This window comes from Nocardia cyriacigeorgica, from assembly GCF_010868145.1.
In the GTDB taxonomy this organism is placed as follows: Bacteria; Actinomycetota; Actinomycetes; order Mycobacteriales; family Mycobacteriaceae; genus Nocardia; species Nocardia cyriacigeorgica_D.
Genome location: NZ_JAAGUY010000001.1, coordinates 809,259 through 829,196 on the forward strand (window position 1 = coordinate 809,259; position 19,938 = coordinate 829,196).

Below are 19,938 nucleotides of genomic sequence, written 5' to 3' on the forward strand. Positions count from 1 at the left end.
TATAGCCGCCGCGAGGGGTCGATCGCGGTGATCGGGTATCGGGGAAAGGCGGGGCTAGACATGATCGAACCGGTTACGTCCGCGGTCGCACCGGCGACCGGCACACCCTCCACCACCGGTCCCGAGCTACCCCTGGCGGCCAGATATCACAGTGCCGACCCGATCGACTGGCACGGCAGCACGGTGTACCCGATGTACACCGAACAGCTCAGCGGTTCGGCCACCACCCTCACCATGACCTTGCTGTCGGCGACGCCACCGCCGGGAGTCGTCGGGCTCGGCATGGGGTTGTCGATGGTCGACGGCTATGTCGGCGTCGATCGGCGCCACCTGGCGGGAGTGGACGTGTGGCACGACGCGCTCGAACGCGGCATCACGGTCGAATTATCGGCCGAGAGCCGCGGCGCGCTGTATTCGCTGACGCCGGTCTGGCGCGATGCCGACGGCGCCGCCTGCTCCTGGTCGGGCAACTACGGTGTCGTCGTCGAACGCACGGCACCGGGCCGTGTTGTGCTGTGGTGCAGTCTGGGTGCCGGTCCGCCGCATTTTGCCGACCTGGTCGTCGAGGTGGTCGCGGCCCCGGCGGACACGACCCCGATTCCCGCGGTGCGCGACATCGCCCGGACACCGGAGGCCGGCGAGGCGGCGCGGGCAGATCCCGGCGAGCAGCAACGCGATCCGGTCGCCGATGGGACGGCCCACTCCCCCGTGCCGGATGCTCACACCGGCGCGGCATCGTCGTCGGCCGACCCGGACTATCGCCGCGCGCTCTACGACCTCGGTGTCGCGATGTTCCGGCGCGGGGAGGAAACTCAGGCGTGCGAGCTCTGGACGCAGGCCGCAGCGGCCGGGCATGCCGAGGCGGCCTTCGATCTCGGCGTCGTGCGGTTCCGCCACGGTGATCTCGACGCGGCCGAACAATGGTGGCGGACCGCTGCGCAACGCCACGACGTGCGCGCCATGGTGGGTCTGTCCGAACTGATGACGCGGCGCGGCGCACATGCGCAGGCGCAGCTCTGGCATACCCGCGCGGTCACCGCCAAGACCGTCGCCGAGTCGCTGGCCAATCGCCCTGGATAGCGGTTCACGGCAGCCGAAATTCGATGGACGGCGCCTCGGGTGCGCGCTACGGTGGCCGCCATGAGTGGCATCACTGGTCAGCACGCGGCGTGCGCCGTCGGCGTGAACTTCTTCCGCCTGCGCACGGTAGCCCGGACTCTGCCGGTGCACCGCACTCCACGCTGACCGAACCGCTCGACGCATCGAGCACTCTCCTGCGGTTCTGGTAACCGTCGTCTTCACGTGCCCTGGCATGGGTCCGGGCGAATCACGCAGTCCCGATTCGTCCGCTCCGTTCGGAGGACCCCATGTCCCGCAAATACTTTCCCCCGCATGCCCACACCACCAGCACGCGTAAGCAGCTATCGCAGAATTTCCTCACCGATGTCCGCGCCGCACGCACGATCGTGCGTGCCGCCGAGGTCGCCACCGCGGATCTGATCCTGGAAATCGGCGCCGGTGACGGCATGCTGACCAGGCAGTTGCTCGACCGAGGCCACCGGGTGATCGCCTACGAGAAGGATCGCTACTACGCCCGGCGACTCCGCGCCCGCTACGGAAACAACCGCCGAATCCAGGTGATCGGCAACGACTTCCGCCGGGCGAACCCGCCGAGCCTGCCGTTCGCGGTAGTCGCCAACATCCCGTTCGGTATCAGCACCGACATTCTGCGCTGGTGCCTGGACGCCGGGCAGCTCACCTCGGCGACACTGCTCACCCAGCAGGAGTTCGCGCGCAAGCACACCGGTGATTACCGACGTTGGAGCAAACTCACCGTCACGCACTGGCCGACCATGGCATTGACGCTCGGACCGCGTATCGGTCGCGCCAGTTTCGACCCGGTCCCCCAGGTCGACGCCGCGGTATTGCGTCTGGTCCGCCGCCCGCGACCACTGCTGCCGGATTCGGAGCTGGCCGATTACCGCGCTCTGGTGGAACTCGGCTTCTCCGGGGTCGGCGGATCGTTGGCTGCCTCACTGCGGCGCGCGTGCCCGGCCGCAACCGTACGCTCGGCCTGCGCCGCTGCGGGTGTCGCCGCGGAGGAACCGGTGGGCCTGGTCGATCCCGACCGCTGGGTCATCCTGTATCGGCACCTCCGCCAGGTACCGGCGTACGCGCGCTGAGCCACACCTCGGCGGTGGGTAGGGCTTTATGCGCCCCGCCCACCGCCGTAGCGCAGCAGTCGCCAACTCAGACCGGAGTGAACTCGCGGCTCGCGATATAGGTGGGCCGCCGCGCCGGTGCGGCGAACGGCTCTTCCACGGTGTTCTCCACGCTGTTGAACACCAGGAAGATGTTCGAGCGCGGGAACGGCGTGATGTTGTTGGCCGAACCGTGCATGATGTTCGAATCGAACAGCAGCGCCGATCCGGCCCGGCCGGTGAACTGCGCGACGCCGTACTTATGTGCCAGCACCTCGATATCGGACTGCGCCGGGACGCCGATCTCCTGCTCCCGCAACGACTCCCGATAGTTCTCGGCCGGCGTCTCACCCTGACACGGCACGAAAGTGCGGTGCGAACCCGGCATCAGCATCAGGCTGCCGTTGAACGGATAGTTGTCGGTCAGCGCGATGGAGATGCTGACCGCCCGCGGCCTCGGCATACCGTCCTCTGCGTGCCAGGTCTCGAAATCGGAATGCCAGTAGAAGCCGGCACCGCCGAAACCGGGCAGATAGTTCACCCGGCTCTGGTGCAGGTAGACCTCCGAACCGAGGATCTGGCGGGCCAGGCCGGCGACCCGGGGTTCGGCAGCCAGCTCCGCGATCGCGGAGCTGAGCCGGTGCACCTCGAACACCGAACGCACCCGGTTCGATGACTTCTCCACGATCACGCGCTCATCACCGCGCAGGCCGGGATCGGCGGCGAGCCGGTCGATCTCCCTGGCGAAGTAGGCCACTTCGTCCGGCGAGATCAGTTCGTCCAGGATCGTGTACCCGTCGGTGTCGAATCCAGCGAGTTCCGGCGCCTCGATTCGACCCCACACCGTCGCATCGTGCCGCTCGACGTGCGGCGCCGGATCGGGGGTCCGGGTCGGGTAGTGATCGATCCGATTGTGTGCCAACGTCGCGCGTCCTTTCTCAGCTGGCCGGAACGGCGACCAACGGATAGACGCCGTTCTCGTCGTGAACCTCCTGCCCGGTGACCGGCGGATTGAACACGCACATCATGCGCATCCGGGAACGCACCTCGAGCTGGTGCTTCTCATGGCCGTCGAGCAGATACATCGAACCGGGAGCCAGTTCGTAGGTCTGGTTGTTGTCCAGGTCGGTCAGGGTGCCCTCGCCCTCCACCAGCCACACCGCCTCGATGTGGTTCTGGTAGTGGAAGACGTGGGTGGTACCGGCCTCGATGGTGGTCTCGTGGAACGAGAACCCGACACCGTCACCGCCGAGCACGATGCGTTTACTGCGCCAGCCGGTGCCGGCCACATCGCGGTCGGTGCCGGTGATCTCTTCGGTAGTACGCACGATCATGGGTGATTGCCCTCCTCAGGCGCCACAGACGGTATGGACGGCTCCGGTCAGGATCTGTAATCCATGGTCGAGCTCGTCCTCGGTGATGGTCAAGGGGGGAAGCAGTTTGACGACCTCGTCGGAGGCACCGGAGGTCTCGGCGAGCAGCCCGCGTTCGAACGCGACCTGGCACACCTTGCCCGCCTGCGAGGCATCGTCGAACACCAGGCCGTGCACCAGCCCCCGGCCGCGGGTCGAGATGCCGGGCAGCCCCTCGGAGATCGCGCCGAAGGACTGGGCGATCTGTTGCCCCTTGACCTCGGTGGCGGCCTGCAGCGCACCGTCGGACCAGTAGTGCTCCAAAGCCACCTGGGCGGTCACGAACGAGGGGTTGTTGCCGCGGAAGGTGCCGTTGTGCTCACCCGGCGACCACACGTCGTGCTCGGGCTTGAACAGCACCAGCGCCATCGGCAGGCCGTAACCACCGATCGACTTGGACAGGGTGACGATGTCGGGGGTGATGCCCGCGGACTCGAAGGAGAAGAACGGGCCGGTGCGTCCGCAACCCATCTGCACATCGTCGACGATGAGCAGAATGCCGCGCGCCGCGCACAGCGTAGCCAGATGGCGCAGCCACTCCGCGCGCGCGAGGTTGACGCCGCCCTCACCCTGCACGGTCTCGACGATGACGGCCGCCGGACGGTCCAGACCGGAGGACGAGTCGTCCAGAACCCGCTCCATCCACTGGAAGTCGGCGGTGGTGCCATCGAAGTAGCCGTCGTAGGGCATCGGGGTGGCGTGGTTGAGCGGCACACCCGCGCCTGCGCGCTTGGCGGCGTTACCGGTCACCGACAGTGCGCCGAGGGTCATGCCGTGGAAGGCGTTGGTGAAGCTCAGCACGGTCTGGCGACCGGTGACCTTGCGGGCCAGCTTGAGCGCGGCCTCGACGGCATTGGCGCCGGTGGGGCCGGGGAACTGGACCTTGTAGTCCAGCCCGCGCGGAGCCAGCAGCGTGTCCCGCACGGTTTCGAGCAGTTTGCGCTTGGCGACGGTGGACATATCCAGTCCGTGCGTTATCCCATCGGCGGCGATGTAGTCGATCAACGCCTTCTTGAGCACAGGATTGTTGTGCCCGTAGTTCAGTGCGCCGGCACCCGCGAAGAAATCGAGAAAATCCTTGCCCTCTTCGTCACGCAGCCAGGCACCTTTCGCGGTTTCGAAAACCGTGGGCCAGGACCGGCAGTAACCACGCACATTCGATTCCAGTGCGTCGAAGATCGTCGTGTCAGCGGTGATCATCATAGATCCCTTTCAGTTTTACGGGCGATCGGTGCGATTCGGTACAGGTCCTCGGCGATATGGCTGTCGGGAAAATCGCCGGGTGCGAACAACTCGTTCTTGGTCATCTCCGCATCGCGGCGCCGCGCCAGGGCGGCGAACATCGCGATCGAGGCCGGGTTGTCCGGTGAGACTGTCGTCTCCAGTGCGTCGATGCCGTTCCCTTCGGCATCGATCAGGTTGTCCACCAAGCGATCCAACATCGCGACGCCGAGGCCGCGGCCACGCTGTTCGTGATCGACGGCGACCTGCCAGACGAACACGGTGCGCGGCGACTCGGGGCGCAGATAGCCGATCACGAAGCCGACGACCCTGTCGTCCACCTCGGCGACCACCGAGGTGGCGGCAAAATCTCGGCACCACAGCAGATATGCGTAGCTGGAATTGGTGTCCAATACCTGCGAATCCTTGGCGATACCCCACATCCGGGCCCCGTCGCTGATTCTCGGTCTCCGCACCACCGGAGCGCCGGCGTGCTGCCGGTGCGATCCGGAGGGTGGTGTCGAGGAATCCGCGCTCCGTGGGCCTTCGGCCTGTGTGGGCAAAGCTTGCGTTGACATACAACTCCGAGGTTCGTGTGCAGTACTTTCCCAGGCTTACGAATGAACTTTGAGGTGACCTGGTCGAGTACTTTACGATCGTGTTACAGCCGTGTGACGCGGTTCATGAATCGTCCATTTTCGGGATATACCTCACGTTTCAATTCAATAGATGGCGGGCAGTCGGATGGTGAATCGCGCACCGCCGCCGGGGCGTGCACCGCATTCCACCCGCCCCTGATGGGTGGCGACGGTTTCGGCGACCAGCGCCAGCCCGATACCGGTGCCGCCATCGGCCTTGCGGCGACTGGTGCGTGCGGTGGCGAAACGTTCGAAGATCCGGTCCCGGTCGGCCGGTGGCACACCCGGCCCGGCATCGTCGACGGCGATCACCGCTTCGTCGCCCTCACGGCGCACGGTCACCGCGACGACGCCGCCGCCGTGCCGATCGGCGTTCTCCAGCAGGTTGACCACCGCGCGCTCCAGCTCGAGTTTGCGGCCGCGCACGATGACGTCCTCGGTCACCGACAGCAGCTCGGCGGGGTGTCTGCTGTCGCGCAGGGTGTGGGTGAGCAGATCGCGGACCGACATCGGGTCGGCGTCGCCGTGGTGCATGCCCGCCTCGACCCTGGCCAGGGCGAGCAGGTCGTCGAGTAGTCGCCGCAAATGGTCGACCTCGGCGGTGACGAGCTCCAATGCCCGGCGCGAGCGTTCCGGGAGGTCGTCGCGGTGTTTGTTCATCACTTCGACGCTGGCGGTGAGGGTGGTCAGCGGGGTGCGTAATTCATGGCTGACATCGCCGAACAACCGATGCTCGCGATCAATGCGCCGTTGGAGCGAATCGACCATCCGGTTGAAGGAATCGACGGTGCTGGCCAGGTCTTGATCATGGGTGTCGGGCAAACGGATACCGAGATCACCGGAGGCGATCCTGGCGGCTGCCTCGGCGACATCGCGCAGCGGCCGCAGCACGCGTCGCCCGACCCAGACGCCGACCGCGCCGCCGAACAGGGTCGCCACCAGTGCACAGCACACCAGCAGGACGGGCCGGTTGACCACACGCTGGCCGAGGGTGACACCGTCCTCGCCCAGACGGGCGAAGACGAGCAGGACCAGGGCCAGCGACATCAGGCCCGAGGTGGCTGCGAAGGCGATGGTCACCCGGCCCCGCAGGCTCCACAGGCCCGGGTCGAGCCGGGTGCGGACGCGTTCGGCGTTCGTCATTGATCTGCGATGGGCGGCCCGCTCAGCGTTGCATGTCGAGCCGGTAGCCCAGCCCCCGTACCGTGACGACGATGCGCGGATCGGACGGATCGCGCTCGATCTTGGTGCGCAGTCTGCGCATGTGCACATCGACGATGCGTTCGTCGCCGAAGAACCCGCGATCCCAGACCCGCTCCAGCAGTACCGAGCGGCTCAGCACGCGGCCTGGCACCTCGGCCAGCTCGCACAGCAGCCGGAACTCGGTGAGGGTGAGGCCGATCTCCTCCTCACCGCGGCGCACTGCGCCACCATCGGGTGCCAGGATGAGCGGCGCGTCCGGATCGGCGTCAAGCACGACCTCGACCGGCGCCTCACGCTCGGCCGAGAGTTGGGCGCGGCGGCGCAGCGCCCGCATCCTTGCGGTGATCTCCTTGATCTCGAAGGGTTTGGTGACGAAGTCATCGGCACCGGCTTCCAGTGCCGCGACCACATCATGGGTGTCGTCGCGCGCGCTGACCACGATGATGGGCACATCGTGGTCGCGGCGGATCTCGCGGATGCAGGTGAAACCGTCCATGCCGCCGAGCATGAGATCAACGATCATCACATCGGGGACGCCGTTGCTGCGCAGATGGTTGAGCGCGTCCTCGGCCTCCTCGGCTTCTGCGACGTCGTAGCCCTCGTCCTCCATGGCCAGGCGTAACGCACCCCGGACCCTGTCGTCGTCTTCCACGATCATCAGGCTCGCGCTCAATATTCAAATCCTTTGCAGATACGCGGGGCGCATCGCGTGGCGGAGATTCGCATCCCCTGACCGACGCGATGTTCCGCTTTTCAGCTTTTCTCGAGCAACTTTCCGGTAACAGTAGTGCCCTGTATGCCCGATTGCTAAACCTCGCGTGAGTTCGCTCACCAAACTGGTCGGTCGGGACGCTCCAGGCGGAAGAAGTTGCTCGGGCTGCCGTCGGCGCGTCGTTCCTGGTAGCGGAAGTACAGTCGCCGGGCATCGAAGGTGGCGAACCAGTCCTCCCATTCGACCGGGAGCAAGCCCGCGCCACCGTACCGGGGGAAGTCGAAACGCAGGACATCGACGCGTCCGTGGCCGTCGTACTCGCTGCCCGGCATGGTGGCCGGGTTCGCGCCGCGCCTCTCGGCCCAGCGGCGGATAACGGCGTGGTTGGTGGTGACCATGGTCTGTCCCGGACCGGCCGATGGTCCACCGTTCATGACGAACCTCCTCGCGGTAGGTGCGTGCGTATCGGTCACCGATGATCGAACCGTTGAAACGATTGCACCGGCTCGCCGAATTGGTACCCGCGTCCGTTCCGCGACAAACCACCGGACAGCACCGTGTCCCGCAATGCCCTGGTGGCGGTGGCCTCGATTGCGCGGACGATCACGGGGTACACGACCGCTATCACCATGCGGACGTTCGACCCGATCATGGACCGGAAGGAGACCACGATGGTAGCCGGACCCGACGATACGACCGGGGGTTTTCACCGCGATTCCCCCCACGTCCCCGAACATCACTTCCCGGACGACGCCAGGACCACCCGCGCGCACGCGGGTGAAACGATGGAAGACGTCCGCAACTGGCCGGGCATCGTGATGTGCGCGCTCGGGCTGGTGGCCGTCGCGTTGACGCTGACCGCCGCCGGCTACGGCTACGAGGGCTGGGCGATCGTCGGTGGGATCGCGGCCGCGGTCCTGCTGCTCGGCGGCGTGGGCATCATCGTCCTCGAGCATCGGCGGGTGAAGGCCGCGCGGGGACACAAGCTCACCGACCAGCAGGGTCACTGACCGTTTGCTCGCCGTGCTGTGCCGATTCAGGCCTGACCCGCGGCGCCCACCGGCACAAGCGCGACGGTGATGTTGTCGCCGCCGCCGCACTGCACCGCGAAATCGGCCAGATCGCGCGCCGCGGCGGCCGCGGGCTTCGCCGTGGCTATCGCGGCCAGCGCGACCGGATCGGGCAGATAGTTCCAGAGGCCGTCGCTGCACAGCAGCAGCACGCCCGGACCGGTGAACCGGAAGGTCTGCACGCTGCGCGTCGACCACGGCTGCTGGTCGTAGTCGGCGCCGAGCCAGCGCAGCAGGGTGTGCGCCCGTGGATCGGTCATGGCGGCCGTCTCGTCCATGGCGCCTGCGTCGACGAGGGCCTGGGCCCAGGAGTCGTCGAGGGTGAGTCGGCGCGATACGGCGTCGTGGGCGCCGTGTTCTGCGTCTTCGGGGACCAGCCAGTAGGCGCGGCTGTCGCCCACATTGGCCACGGTGATGGTCGCCGTGCCAGCGCCGTCGTCGTGCACGACCGCCGCCACATACGTGCACGACGGCGAGTCGCCGTCGATCGCGGCGATGTCACGCACCGCTCGAGCGGCTGCCGCCAGGCCCGCGGTGGCGGCGTCCTCGGCAGACCTACCCTCGGCCAACGCGCTCAGGCAGGCATCGACGCCGGTGCGCGAGGCGGTGCCGGAGGCGGCCTGCGGATTCGGCGACGACGACACGCCATCGCACACCGTGACCACCGTGACCTGCGGACGTCCGGGGGCGGGAACACCGACACCCGCGGCGACCGCGTCCTCGTTGCGGGCGTGTACAAGGCCGCGGTCGGTGATCAGAGCGACGGCACCGAGGTCGGCCTCGAACCGATCGGGCGGCCCTGACACATGGTTACGGCCGGGCTCGGCCATACCCGACGATGATTCGGCGTCCGCGTCCGCGTGCGGCAGCGCGATGCGGCGCAGCGCCCCGGCGCCCCCACCCGCGCCGTAGCTCTCGGCCGGAGCCGGGACGCTCACATACTCCGGGCTGCCCACACCCGCGCCGGCCTCCGGGCTCATCGGGTCACCGCCGTCCGTGCCGCGCATCCGGCATCCGCTCCATGTCCACGGCTTCGCAAAGCCCTTCCGTCCCAGCGGATGTGTACCCATACCCCAGGCAGCACCGCGCCCCCCTTCCGATCACTGTTGTCGATCGACGATAGTACGGGAGCGGTGAACGGGTGTGCCGACAGATCGCCACGATTGGCGAGCGAGGTGCCTGGTGCGGCTCAGCCGCGTGCGCGTACGGCGATGACGGCCTTGCGCGCTGCGACCAGTACCGGATCCCAGACCGGCGAGAACGGTGGTGCGTAACCGAGATCCAGCGCCGTCATCTGTTCGACGGTCAGCCCTGCGGTGAGCGCGACCGCGGCGATATCGACACGTTTGCCCGCACCCTCGCGACCGACGATCTGGACGCCGAGCAGCCTGCCGGTGCGACGTTCGGCGAGCATCTTCACCGTCATCGTCTCGGCGCCCGGGTAGTAGCCGGATCGGCTGGTGGATTCGATGGTGACGGTGACATATTGCAGGCCGATGGCACGAGCGTCCTTCTCCCGCAATCCGGTGCGCGCCACCTCGAGGTCGCAGACCTTGCTCACCGCGGTCCCGACCACACCGGGGAAGGTCGCATAACCGCCACCGATATTCGCGCCGATGATCTGGCCGTGTTTGTTGGCGTGCGTGCCGAGGGCGATATGGCGCTCGATGCCGGAGATCAGATCCAAGACCTCGACGCAGTCGCCGCCCGCCCAGATATCGTCGCGGCCGCGCACCCGCATCGAGACGTCGGTCAGCAGGCCGCCATGGACACCGAGGGGTAGCCCCGCGGCGCGAGCCAATTCCGTCTCCGGCCGCACGCCGATCCCCAGAACCACGACATCGGCGGGGTATTCGGCCTGCTCGGTCACGACCGCGCACACATGACCGTCCTCGTCGGCGCGGAGGGCGGTCACCTCGGCGTTGCCGACGACCTTGACTCCCATCCCGCCCATGGCCGTGCGGATGAGCGCGCCCATGTCCGGGTCGAGGGTCGACATCGGTTCGGGGCCGCGGTTGACCAGAGTGACCTCGAACCCACGGTTGATCAGCGCCTCGGCCATTTCCACGCCGATGTAGCCGGCCCCGACGACGACCGCGCGCTTGCCGTCGATGCGCTCGAGGGTGTCGATCAGCGCCTGTCCGTCGTCGAGGGTCTGCACGCCGTGCACGCCCGCGGCATCGATTCCCGGCAGTTCGGGACGGATCGGACGGGCGCCGGTGGCGATGACGAGTTTGTCGTAGCCGGTCCATGATTCGGCGCCCGAATCCAGCTCGCGCGCCCGCACCCGGCGCCCATCGACATCGATCTCGACGACTTCGGTACGCATCCGCAGGTCGATATCGCGGGACCGATGTTCCTCGGGCGTGCGTGCGATCAACTGATCGCGGTCGGAGACATCGCCGCCGACCCAGTACGGGATACCGCAGGCGGAGTACGAGGTGAAATGACCCCGCTCGAAGACGACGATCTCGAGTTCGCCGGGGTCGCGCATCCGCCGGGCCTGGGAGGCCGCCGACATACCCGCCGCGTCGGCACCGATGATCACCAGTCGCTCGCTCATACGGCCACGCTACCCAGCAGCGGCCGTCACCGGGCGAAACGACGACGCCGGCCGGGTCACGGGGACCAGGCCGACGTCGAAGCGATGAATCAGGCCGTGCGCGTACCGATCCGCGGCAGCCGTTCCACGGTCTTGCCGAACACACCACGCGGGCTCGCCTGCCGGATGCCGGTGGCCGTGGCGCCGGCGGCGTCGGTGAACTCCAGCGCCTCGTCTTCGACCGGACTGCTGCGCAGGTAGGCGCGATCGCGGTAGTAGTTGTTGATCACCTTCCACGGGCCGCGCGAACCCTGACGCGGCATGACGCCGTCACCACGCTGGATGTAGCCGGAGGTCAGCGCCCCGCCCATCAGCGAATCGCCGGAACGGTCGGCCTCGTCGGCGCGTGGCACGACCTGGGTGTAGCCCTTGTCGCGCATGTAGTTCAACAGCTTGCAGAAGTACTCCGCGGCGAGGTCGGCCTTCAGCGTCCAGGACGCGTTGGTGTAGCCGAGCACCACCATGGCGTTGGGAATGCCGTCGAGCAGGGCGCCCTTGTAGAGCACGCGATCGCGGGTGGCCACCGGTTCGCCGTCGACCTCTAGGGTCGCACCGCCCAGCATCTGCACGTTCAAACCGGTCGCGCTGATGATGATGTCGGCCGGCAGTTCTTCGCCGGAGGACAGCTTGATGCCGGTCTCGGTGAAAGTGTCGATGGTGTCGGTGACGATCGAGGCTTCACCCGATTTCAGCACCTTGAACAGATCACCGTTGGGCACCACACACAGCCGCTGGTCCCACGGGTTGTACTTCGGCGTGAAGTGGCGCATGTCGACAGTGGGACCGACCGCGAGTCGCACCGCCGACAGCAGCAGTTTGCGGGCCACATCGGGCTGCCTGCGCGAGAGCTCATAGGTGGCGCGCTGCAGCGCGATATTGCGGGCGCGACCCAGCTTGTAGGTCAGCGCGGCGGGAATACGGGCGGCGTTGAAGCCGACCGAGACCGGGTCCTCGCTGGGGATGGCGGCGATGTAGGTGGGTGAGCGCTGCAGCATGGTCACATGCTCGGCGTCGGAGCTCATGGCCGGGATCAGGGTGATGGCGGTGGCGCCGGAGCCGATGACGACGACGCGCTTGCCCGTGTAGTCAAGATCCTCGGGCCAGTGCTGCGGGTGCACCAACCGGCCGCCGAAACGCTCTTCGCCGGGGAAGCTCGGACGGTAGCCCTTGTCGTAGTCGTAGTAGCCGGTGCAACCGATGAGGAAGTTGCTGGTGTAGACCTCGGTCTCGCCGGTGTCCTCATTGACCGCCTCGACCGTCCACACGCCGGCCTCGGTGGACCAGCTCGCCTTCACCATCTTGCGACCGAACCGGATGTGCTCGGTGACGCCGTATTCGGCGGCGGTCTCCTCGACGTAGCGGCGGATGCTCGGGCCGTCGGCAAGCACCTTGGTACCGGTCCAGGGACGGAATCCGTAGCCGAAGGTGAACATGTCCGAATCGGACCGGATGCCCGGGTACCGGAACAGGTCCCAGGTACCGCCGATGGCGGTGCGGCGTTCCAGGATGGCGAAGCTGCGCCCGGTCTGCTCCTTGGCCAGATGACAGGCCGCGCCGATTCCGGACAGGCCAGCGCCGATGATCAATACGTCGACATGCCGCGTCATTGAGTTCCTCGTCTGGTCGCACTCGGACGCCTTCGACCGAGTTCCATCTGACTTTGAACGTAGTCAGATGACTCGAATCATGACAGAATGATGGCCGTGAGTCCAGCGCGCGTCTATGGAGGCCTGACCGCCGAGCAGCGGCACGATCAGCGTCGTGCCCGGCTGATCGAGGCCGCCACCGAGCTGCTGGGCACCCGCGGCGCGGCCGACACCACGGTGACCGCGGTCTGCGCCGAGGCGAAACTGACCTCGCGGTACTTCTACCAGCACTTCAGCGATCGGGACGCGCTGCTGCGGGCGGTAGCGGTCGAGCTGGAATCGGCGCTGCGACGCGAGGTCGAACTGGCCGCACCCGAGGACGACGCCGCCCCCGACGAGGTCGCGCGCGCGACCGTCGGCGCGTTCGTCCGGATGATCGACAAGGACCCACGCATGGCGCGGATCCTGTTCATCGAATCCACCGCCGAACCGGTCATGCGGCAGTTGCGCGGGGAGATCATGACCCGGTTCACCGATCTGGTGCTCGCCCATGCCCAGCGGTATCTGCATCTGGAAGCATCCACGCTCGCCGTGGCGAACCTGGGTTCGACGCTGGCGGTCGGCGGGATGTTCGAGGTGCTCCGCCGCTGGCTCGACGGCGAACTGGACTTCGATGCCGAGCAGATCATCGAGCACACGGCCGGGTTGTTCGGCGGCCTCGCGGCCTACGTCGCGGTCGTGCAGCCGGATTGAAACCGCACTGGTTTCAACCCGTGACCGGGACGGGTCCGCATTCGAGGATGAGCGGATGAGCCTGTCGTTCCATTGGTTCCTGCCCACCTACGGCGACTCCCGCGGCCTCGTCGCTGGCGGTCACGGTACCGCCATGTCCGGTGACCGGCCCGCGAGTCTGCGCTACCTGAACCAGATCGGCGCCGCCGCCGAGGACAACGGTTTCGAGGCCGTGCTGACCCCGACCGGCGCCTGGTGCGAGGACGCCTGGTTGACCACCGCCATGCTGGTCGACACCACTGAAACGTTGAAGTTCCTCGTCGCCTTCCGCCCCGGTCTGATCAGCCCCACCCTCGCGGCGCAGATGGCGGGCACCTTCCAGCGCCATTCGCGGGGACGACTGCTGTTGAACGTGGTGACCGGCGGTGAACCGCACGAACAGCAGGCCTACGGCGATTTCCTCGACAAGACCCAGCGCTATGCCCGCACGGGCGAGTTCCTCGATGTGGTCCGGCAGCTGTGGACCTCGACCGAACCGGTCAGTTTCGACGGTGAACACATCCGGGTGCGCGAGGCACTGCTGAACAATCGTCCCGATCCGGTGCCGCCGGTCTTCTTCGGCGGATCCTCCGGGCCCGCGGGCCCGGTAGCGGCACAGTACGCCGATACCTACCTCACCTGGGGTGAGCCGCTGCTCGCGGTGAACGGCAAGCTCGACTGGATCCGTGGGCTGGCCGCAGAGCGGGGCCGCCGCCTCGATTTCGGGCTGCGCATCCATGTCATCAGCCGCGACACCGCCGAAGAAGCCTGGGCCGAGGCGGACCGGCTACTCACTGGCATCGACCCCGCCGATGTCGAGCGCGTGCAGGCCAGTCTCGCGCGCAGCGAATCCGAGGGGCAGCGGCGGATGCTCGAACTACATCGCGGCCGCACCGACCGGCTCGAGATCGCACCCAACCTCTGGGCAGGCGTCGGCCTGGTGCGCGGCGGCGCGGGCACCGCGCTGGTCGGTTCGCACACCGAAGTGGCCGAACGGATCACCGAGTACGCCAGGCTCGGCATCGACCACTTCATCCTCTCCGGCTATCCGCACCTGGAAGAGGCTTACTGGTTCGGCGAAGGAGTGCTTCCGATTCTGGAACGCAAAGGGTTGTGGCGTCATCCGCATCGGCGAGTGCCCACATCCGTTCGGACGCCGTTCGCCGCGTCCGCCAGTAGCTGATCGGCCTCGAATGGCAGCCGGTGCACAATTGCACCGGCTGCCTACTCGCGAAAACTGCTGTCCCGCAGACCGAGCGGTTGGTCGCGGTGCCCGCCGACGGATGGGCTTCATCCATGCGATCGAGGCCACATCCGACGGTAGAACCGCAGATGAACTGCGCAACCGACGATCCCGTTCCCGCCGACAGGTGCCCGTCTCGGCAGTCGATGCAACCATGCGGCGGATGCCCGGATGTGCCACGGGGACCTACCAGCAGCCGATGCACTGACGGTTCCACGTGAATCACCACTCCCCCAGTCGGATTCACGATCACGTCGGCCGGGCCACCATCCCGCGGCCCCGATACGCTCGTTCACCTAGGGTCGCCACCTCAGCGGACGGGGCACGGATCGATCCAGCAGCCAGGCTCGCATTGATGGCGGCGGCACGGCTCAGCTCATCGAGGGCACCAAGGCCGGACGCACGAGATCGGCGAGTGTGGGGGGGGCCTGATCACCAGGGCAGCGGACCCTCGCGGTCGAAGTACCCTCCGGTCGGGCCGTCCGGTCCGAGGGTAGCCAGCCGGATGATGGCGTCGGTGCCTTCGGTGACGGTCTGATGTCCGCTGTTGCCGTTCAGGTCGGTGGCGGTGTAGCCGGGGTCGGCCGCGTTCACCTGAATGCCGGGCAACGCGCGGGCGTACTGGGAGGTGAGCATGTTGAGCGCGGTCTTGGAGGCCGGGTAGCCGAGGCCGAGGAGGGTCGACTCCAGCCGTGCCGGGTCGGAGGTGATGGACAACGAGCCGATCCCGCTCGACACCATCACGATCCGAGGCTGGGCAGCGGCTCGCAGCAAGGGGAGGAATGCGTGCGTCACCTGGATCGGTCCGAAGACGTTGGTCTCGAACACCGCCCGTACATCGTCGGCCACCGTGTCTGCAGGCGCGACCCAGGGTCCGCCGATGCCGGCATTGTTGATCAGCACATCCAGGTGCGGGGCCTGCTCGGTGACCGATTTCGCGGCCGCGGCAACCGATTCGCTGGATGTGACGTCCAACTGGACGAAGCTGACATCGTGGCCCGCGGCGGTGAATTCCGCCGCAGCGGCGCGTCCGCGTTCGGCGTCGCGGGCGCCGAGGAACACTCGCCACCCCAGTTCGGCCAGCCGCCGCACGGTTTCGCGGCCCAGCCCCTTGTTCGCCCCGGTGACCAGGGCCGTTGTCGTTGTCGTCGCGTTCATGCCACCAGCCTGGCGCGCGGCCGTGCATCCGGGCAGGACCGGCATGTCCTGGGATCAGCCGTACCACCACACGCGAGCCGCACGACCGCACCCTCAGACGGAACCGGACGGCCCCCGGCCCGACCAGCCGAACCAACCGCTCACGCCGCACGACCGCGCTCTCGGACGGAACCGGTCGGCGCCGGCGGGGTCAGCCGTGCCATTCGCTCACTCGGCACGCACTCATCGGCAGAACCGGTCAACCTCGGTGGGATCCGCGGTACCACCCCGCGCTCGGTTCGCTGCGGGATGATCGAGGGATGGATCGCTCAGAACTCGCGGCGCTGCTGCGCCAGGCGCGCGCCCGGATCCGTCCCGACGACGTCGGCCTGCCCGCAGGCGCGCGCAGGCATGTACCGGGGCTGCGGCGCGAAGAGGTCGCGCAGCTGGCCGGAGTGAGCGTCGACTACGTCGTTCGGCTCGAACAGGGCCGCGGCCCGCGCCCCTCGACCTCGGTGCTGGCGGCATTGGCTCGTGCACTGCGGCTGCACGACGACGATCGCGATCTGCTGTTCCGGCTCGCGGGCAGCGAGCCTCCGGGTGCCGACCGGATCGCCATGGTGGTGCGCGCCAGCGTGCTGCGGCTGGTTCTGGACCGAATGGTGGATCTACCGGCGCTGGTGTTGTCGGCCAAGAGCGATGTGCTGGCCTGGAATCCGATGGCGGCGGCACTGCTCGGCGATTTCTCCCGCTGGCCAGTGGCCCGGCGCAACATCATCTGGCACGCCTTCCTCGGCGACGGGCCGCACCGCGTGGTGATGACACCCGAGGACCGCGACGCCCTCTCCGCGACCTGGGTGGCGAGCCTGCACGCCGCCCGCGCCCGCTACCCGGCCGATCCCGGGCTCGACCGGTTGATCACCGAGCTACGGACCGGCAGCCCCCGGTTCGAGCGGCTCTGGGACGAACGCCGCGCCGGATACATGCGCAACACCCGCAAAACCATCGATCACCCCGACCTCGGCCGCCTGACCTTGGACTGCGACACCCTACTGGTGCCCGATGCCGACCAGACCGTGGTCGTGTACTCGGCGGCACCCGGCACCCCCGAGGCCGGCGCGCTCGAGCTGCTACGGGTCACCGGAACCGAGCAGTTCACGAATCTGGGGGCCTGACCTCGGGCCTCGAGGTCTGCTGGGATCACCTCCACTCGAGCCCGAAGTCCGTCATCAGCGGGGCCGCCGATCGGCTCGAACTCGGCGATCATCCAGCGAAAACCCGGTTCGCCTCTGAGCGCCGTTCGGATGGTCTCGCATCCCATCGGCATTCCGATAGGTTGCGCGCGTCCGCTTGACGGATTCGGTGACCGGAGGTTCTTCGGTGAGCGCGGTGGTGGCCGGGCGCGGGCTGCCACGATCGCGGTGGATATGGTCGAACCGTGACCTGGACCGTCGGCTTCGACCTGGATATGACTCTTATCGACTCGCGGCTCGGTGTCGCGCGTGCGATCGATGTCGTGGCCGCCGAATACGGGCTGGAACTGCGCGGTAGCGAGCTCGCCGAGCGGCTCGGGCCGCCGTTGGCGATGATCCTCGCCGATGCGGGTGCGCCCGAAGCGCTCATTCCGGAGCTGGTCACCCGGTATCGCGAGCTGTACCCCGATGTCATCGCCGAGGTTCCCGCGATGGCGGGTGCCGACGCCGCGATCGAGGCGGTCGCTGCGGCGGGCGGGCGGCTGCTCGTGGTGACCGGGAAATATCAGCCGCATGCCGAACTGCATGTCGGCCACCTCGGATGGCCGATCGATACCGTGGCGGGCGAGCTGTGGTCCGATCGAAAGGCCACAGCCCTGCGTGAGCACGGGGCGCAGATCTTCGTCGGTGACCATGCAGGCGATATGCGCGGAGCTCGCGCTGCTGGCGCGTACGGGGTCGGCGTCGTCACCGGGCCGTGCACTGCCGCAGAGCTCCGAGCAGCCGGTGCCGACATCGTCCTGGCCGATCTGACCGAGTTCCCCGCGTGGCTGACGGGGTTCGCCGGCGCTTCGACCACGCCGACACGCCCCTGATCGGAAAGGCGCGCGCTTCGCGCAACCACACCTGTCTGCTCAGCGGCCCGATCGCGAAAGCGTCGCACCGCCGGTGCTCACCCGTCGCGTTCGAGCGACGCTGATCGGAGTGTCCGCGGCAGCGGCGGGCAGGATTCCGCTTCCGAGGGTTCCATCACCCTGAAAAAGCCGACCTAGGCCGCCGGAAGGTACTCACTCGTGATCATCATCGGACCGGCGATCATGCGCCGGCGGCCACCACACCGCGGCGGCGATCACAGCGAGCGGCAATCCGATGGCGATTCCGAAGCCGATCGCGATGCTCACCACGCCGATCCGATCACGGTCCAGCGGGCGAACGACAGTCGAGGGCATACGGTTTCGACATCGCACAGATGCATGATCGCGTCGAGGATCAGCGGATCGAGGTGGTGCGGTGCGGGAATGATCACCGCATCCACATCCGCCGCACGCACTTGCTCAGCGAGCGGTAGGCAGGAACCTTCTCGCCCCCACTCCAAGACGAACCCGAGCCGCCGAGCCAACCGCTGCATCTGCGCGGCATCCCACTCGGGCGCGGTGGTGATCTCCGGGTCGATCCATCCGAGTGCTGTTGGTTGTGACCTCATAGTCGGTGCCCCTCCTTGGTCGTTGCTTCAGATTCGGCACCGGCGGGGTCGACGAGGGACAGCGAAGGGACAGAGGCGTGTTCTGCGGTTCGGACACGCGGGACAGGGCGCGGTGAACGATCTACGCTCGAATCATGTGGCAGCACCTGGGGCAAGCCGTAGCCGCGGAACGCAAGATCGCGGGCCTGAGTCAGCGACAGTTGGCCGACCGGGCGGCTTACAGCCTGAGCATGGTGAAGGCGGTGGAGCAGGGGCGCGAAATCGCCTCGCCAGGCTTCGTTTCCGCCGTCGCCCGGGCACTTCGAATCATGCCCGAGCAGCTGACCGGCGCGCCGTTCGACGATGGAAAACCGCTGTCGGATGCGGTCAACGAACTGTCGATCCTTCTGGCCCAAGGTCGTTTCGCCACGGCGGAGGAGCCGCATGGGCTGGCGCAACTCGAGGCTGAATTGACCGCAGCACAAAACCTTTACCGCAGTGACCGGACGCGCCAGACCCTCGAGGCCCTGCCCGGCATCATCCGCCGACTACACGGAGCTGTTCGCGATCTGTCCAGCGACCGGCAGGCGCGCGCCTATTCGCTACTGGCTTCGGCCTACATCCTTGCGGAATGGTCCGCACGCCGGACCGGCCATCTGATGCTCGCGCTGCCCGCGCTGGATCTGGCCGACAGCTACGCGCCGCTCGGCGAAGACCGCAACTTCGGTGCATTCTCGGTATTGGCCAGGGCAAGGGTGCTGACACACTATGGCGAATCGCAGGTGGCGTCGCGACTCATCGACGGCGCGATCAGCGCCGCCGACGACACCGAACAGGGAATGGTCCTCGCCGGCTACTCCCATTTGGCCGGAGCTATCAATGAAGCGCGCAAGCTCGATTACCCGGCGGCCACCGGCCACATCCAGGCGGCACGCGAGTTCGCCACCATGACCGGCGAGACCGACATGTACATGACCGCTTTCGGACCCCTCAATGTCGAAATACACGCGCACGCGGTCGAACTAGAGGCTGGCGACCCTCACCGCGCCGCACTCGAAGGCGCACAGCTGACCTACGGCCGGGACGCACCACCCACTCGCGTCGCGCACCACTGGCACGACAACGCCCGCGCCTGGCTCATGTCCGGAAAGCCGGACCGCGCCCTTGCGGCGCTGAACAAGGCCCGCGCCGCCGCCCCCCAGCAAACCCGCTTGCACCCCTCGGTCCGCGAGACCGTCTACGGCATAGCCTCCGCCCAACGCCGCCAATCCGACAGCCTGCTCGGCTTCGCCCACTGGCTCGGCGCCACCTTATAGGTCGCACAGGTTCGGAGGACGTCGCATACGCTGTGGCGCTCGATCCTCCCCACAACTTGTGCGACATCGGGCCAAGGGCCCAGCGCGGCTGGAACCAGCCACCGGCTTGGTGGCTGACGCGGCACGAAAGATGCCTTGGGCCGAAGTCGTGTCGCCCAGAAACGGCCGAGG

General features: G+C 67.5%; 20 protein-coding genes. 8 read left to right on the plus strand and 12 right to left on the minus strand.

From position 1 onward, the window contains the following. Positions 1-60 precede the first annotated feature (60 nt). The gene (locus GV792_RS03625; RefSeq protein ID WP_163822114.1) at positions 61-1,080 is read left to right on the plus strand and encodes a tetratricopeptide repeat protein; all 1,020 of its coding nucleotides are present in this window, start codon (positions 61-63) and stop codon (positions 1,078-1,080) included. Positions 1,081-1,367: 287 nt separating this feature from the next. After that, on the plus strand, positions 1,368-2,183 hold the full coding sequence (erm, locus tag GV792_RS03630) for a 23S ribosomal RNA methyltransferase Erm (protein WP_163822115.1): 816 nt from the start codon (positions 1,368-1,370) through the stop codon (positions 2,181-2,183). Between the two features lie 67 nt (positions 2,184-2,250). Here erm and thpD read toward each other — a convergent pair whose 3' ends face one another. The 7 genes from thpD to GV792_RS03665 form a co-directional block, all read right to left on the minus strand. Next, a complete protein-coding gene (gene thpD / locus GV792_RS03635; RefSeq protein WP_175583073.1) occupies positions 2,251-3,123 on the minus strand; it encodes an ectoine hydroxylase in 873 nt (290 codons plus the stop codon). Between the two features lie 16 nt (positions 3,124-3,139). Next, entirely contained in the window at positions 3,140-3,535 is a 396-nt protein-coding gene (locus GV792_RS03640) for an ectoine synthase (RefSeq protein ID WP_163822116.1), read from the minus strand. A gap of 15 nt (positions 3,536-3,550) precedes the next feature. Next, positions 3,551-4,813, minus strand: coding sequence for a diaminobutyrate--2-oxoglutarate transaminase (ectB, locus tag GV792_RS03645; RefSeq protein WP_163822242.1), 1,263 nt, complete (start codon positions 4,811-4,813; stop codon positions 3,551-3,553). After that, positions 4,813-5,412, minus strand: a complete 600-nt coding sequence (gene ectA, locus GV792_RS03650) for a diaminobutyrate acetyltransferase (protein ID WP_375154329.1) — start codon at positions 5,410-5,412, stop codon at positions 4,813-4,815. The genes ectB and ectA overlap by 1 nt, the downstream gene beginning before the upstream one ends. A gap of 144 nt (positions 5,413-5,556) precedes the next feature. Beyond that, a complete protein-coding gene (locus tag GV792_RS03655; protein WP_256668154.1) occupies positions 5,557-6,615 on the minus strand; it encodes a sensor histidine kinase in 1,059 nt (352 codons plus the stop codon). A 22-nt stretch (positions 6,616-6,637) separates the two neighbouring features. Next, entirely contained in the window at positions 6,638-7,348 is a 711-nt protein-coding gene (locus GV792_RS03660) for a response regulator transcription factor (RefSeq protein ID WP_163822119.1), read from the minus strand. A gap of 155 nt (positions 7,349-7,503) precedes the next feature. Continuing rightward, positions 7,504-7,821: a hypothetical protein gene (locus tag GV792_RS03665; protein WP_163822120.1), complete on the minus strand. Its 318-nt coding sequence runs from the start codon at positions 7,819-7,821 to the stop codon at positions 7,504-7,506. Positions 7,822-8,058: 237 nt separating this feature from the next. Between GV792_RS03665 and GV792_RS03670 the strand changes: the two genes are divergently transcribed. Continuing rightward, a complete protein-coding gene (locus GV792_RS03670) occupies positions 8,059-8,397 on the plus strand; it encodes a hypothetical protein (RefSeq protein ID WP_163822121.1) in 339 nt (112 codons plus the stop codon). Positions 8,398-8,423: 26 nt separating this feature from the next. On the opposite strand, the gene GV792_RS03675 is transcribed toward GV792_RS03670, so the two are convergent. The 3 genes from GV792_RS03675 to GV792_RS03685 all read right to left on the minus strand — a co-directional run bounded on the left by GV792_RS03675 (position 8,424) and on the right by GV792_RS03685 (position 12,666). Next, positions 8,424-9,464, minus strand: coding sequence for a PP2C family protein-serine/threonine phosphatase (locus GV792_RS03675; protein ID WP_256668153.1), 1,041 nt, complete (start codon positions 9,462-9,464; stop codon positions 8,424-8,426). Between the two features lie 182 nt (positions 9,465-9,646). Beyond that, positions 9,647-11,020, minus strand: coding sequence for an FAD-dependent oxidoreductase (locus GV792_RS03680; protein ID WP_163822122.1), 1,374 nt, complete (start codon positions 11,018-11,020; stop codon positions 9,647-9,649). A gap of 89 nt (positions 11,021-11,109) precedes the next feature. Next, positions 11,110-12,666 (minus strand): flavin-containing monooxygenase, encoded by a 1,557-nt coding sequence (locus GV792_RS03685; protein WP_163822123.1) that lies wholly within the window; start codon positions 12,664-12,666, stop codon positions 11,110-11,112. Positions 12,667-12,762: 96 nt separating this feature from the next. Between GV792_RS03685 and GV792_RS03690 the strand changes: the two genes are divergently transcribed. Both GV792_RS03690 and GV792_RS03695 read left to right on the plus strand, forming a co-directional pair. Then, positions 12,763-13,398: a TetR/AcrR family transcriptional regulator gene (locus tag GV792_RS03690; protein ID WP_375154328.1), complete on the plus strand. Its 636-nt coding sequence runs from the start codon at positions 12,763-12,765 to the stop codon at positions 13,396-13,398. Between the two features lie 55 nt (positions 13,399-13,453). Further along, positions 13,454-14,599 (plus strand): LLM class flavin-dependent oxidoreductase, encoded by a 1,146-nt coding sequence (locus tag GV792_RS03695; protein WP_163822125.1) that lies wholly within the window; start codon positions 13,454-13,456, stop codon positions 14,597-14,599. Positions 14,600-15,091: 492 nt separating this feature from the next. On the opposite strand, the gene GV792_RS03700 is transcribed toward GV792_RS03695, so the two are convergent. After that, positions 15,092-15,817 (minus strand): SDR family NAD(P)-dependent oxidoreductase, encoded by a 726-nt coding sequence (locus GV792_RS03700; RefSeq protein WP_163822126.1) that lies wholly within the window; start codon positions 15,815-15,817, stop codon positions 15,092-15,094. Positions 15,818-16,116: 299 nt separating this feature from the next. Between GV792_RS03700 and GV792_RS03705 the strand changes: the two genes are divergently transcribed. Then, entirely contained in the window at positions 16,117-16,971 is an 855-nt protein-coding gene (locus tag GV792_RS03705; RefSeq protein ID WP_163822127.1) for a helix-turn-helix transcriptional regulator, read from the plus strand. 263 nt (positions 16,972-17,234) lie between these two features. Beyond that, complete coding sequence (locus GV792_RS03710) at positions 17,235-17,864, plus strand: HAD family hydrolase (RefSeq protein WP_163822128.1); 630 nt, start codon at positions 17,235-17,237, stop codon at positions 17,862-17,864. A gap of 302 nt (positions 17,865-18,166) precedes the next feature. Here GV792_RS03710 and GV792_RS03715 read toward each other — a convergent pair whose 3' ends face one another. Continuing rightward, positions 18,167-18,472, minus strand: a complete 306-nt coding sequence (locus GV792_RS03715; protein ID WP_163822129.1) for a hypothetical protein — start codon at positions 18,470-18,472, stop codon at positions 18,167-18,169. 134 nt (positions 18,473-18,606) lie between these two features. Here GV792_RS03715 and GV792_RS03720 point away from each other — a divergent pair, with 134 nt between their 5' ends. Then, positions 18,607-19,767 (plus strand): helix-turn-helix domain-containing protein, encoded by a 1,161-nt coding sequence (locus tag GV792_RS03720; protein WP_163822130.1) that lies wholly within the window; start codon positions 18,607-18,609, stop codon positions 19,765-19,767. Positions 19,768-19,938 lie beyond the last annotated feature (171 nt).

Bases quoted from the DNA above. Each gene is read 5' to 3' on its own strand.
- GV792_RS03625 (WP_163822114.1), top strand. From the start codon at position 61: ATGATCGAACCGGTTACGTCCGCGGTCGCACCGGCGACCGGCACACCC.
- erm (WP_163822115.1), top strand. From the start codon at position 1,368: ATGTCCCGCAAATACTTTCCCCCGCATGCCCACACCACCAGCACGCGT.
- GV792_RS03640 (WP_163822116.1), bottom strand. From the start codon at position 3,535: ATGATCGTGCGTACTACCGAAGAGATCACCGGCACCGACCGCGATGTG.
- ectB (WP_163822242.1), bottom strand. From the start codon at position 4,813: ATGATCACCGCTGACACGACGATCTTCGACGCACTGGAATCGAATGTG.
- ectA (WP_375154329.1), bottom strand. From the start codon at position 5,412: ATGTCAACGCAAGCTTTGCCCACACAGGCCGAAGGCCCACGGAGCGCG.
- GV792_RS03655 (WP_256668154.1), bottom strand. From the start codon at position 6,615: ATGACGAACGCCGAACGCGTCCGCACCCGGCTCGACCCGGGCCTGTGG.
- GV792_RS03665 (WP_163822120.1), bottom strand. From the start codon at position 7,821: ATGAACGGTGGACCATCGGCCGGTCCGGGACAGACCATGGTCACCACC.
- GV792_RS03670 (WP_163822121.1), top strand. From the start codon at position 8,059: ATGGTAGCCGGACCCGACGATACGACCGGGGGTTTTCACCGCGATTCC.
- GV792_RS03675 (WP_256668153.1), bottom strand. From the start codon at position 9,464: ATGCGCGGCACGGACGGCGGTGACCCGATGAGCCCGGAGGCCGGCGCG.
- GV792_RS03680 (WP_163822122.1), bottom strand. From the start codon at position 11,020: ATGAGCGAGCGACTGGTGATCATCGGTGCCGACGCGGCGGGTATGTCG.
- GV792_RS03685 (WP_163822123.1), bottom strand. From the start codon at position 12,666: ATGACGCGGCATGTCGACGTATTGATCATCGGCGCTGGCCTGTCCGGA.
- GV792_RS03695 (WP_163822125.1), top strand. From the start codon at position 13,454: ATGAGCCTGTCGTTCCATTGGTTCCTGCCCACCTACGGCGACTCCCGC.
- GV792_RS03700 (WP_163822126.1), bottom strand. From the start codon at position 15,817: ATGAACGCGACGACAACGACAACGGCCCTGGTCACCGGGGCGAACAAG.
- GV792_RS03705 (WP_163822127.1), top strand. From the start codon at position 16,117: ATGGATCGCTCAGAACTCGCGGCGCTGCTGCGCCAGGCGCGCGCCCGG.
- GV792_RS03715 (WP_163822129.1), bottom strand. From the start codon at position 18,472: ATGAGGTCACAACCAACAGCACTCGGATGGATCGACCCGGAGATCACC.
- GV792_RS03720 (WP_163822130.1), top strand. From the start codon at position 18,607: ATGTGGCAGCACCTGGGGCAAGCCGTAGCCGCGGAACGCAAGATCGCG.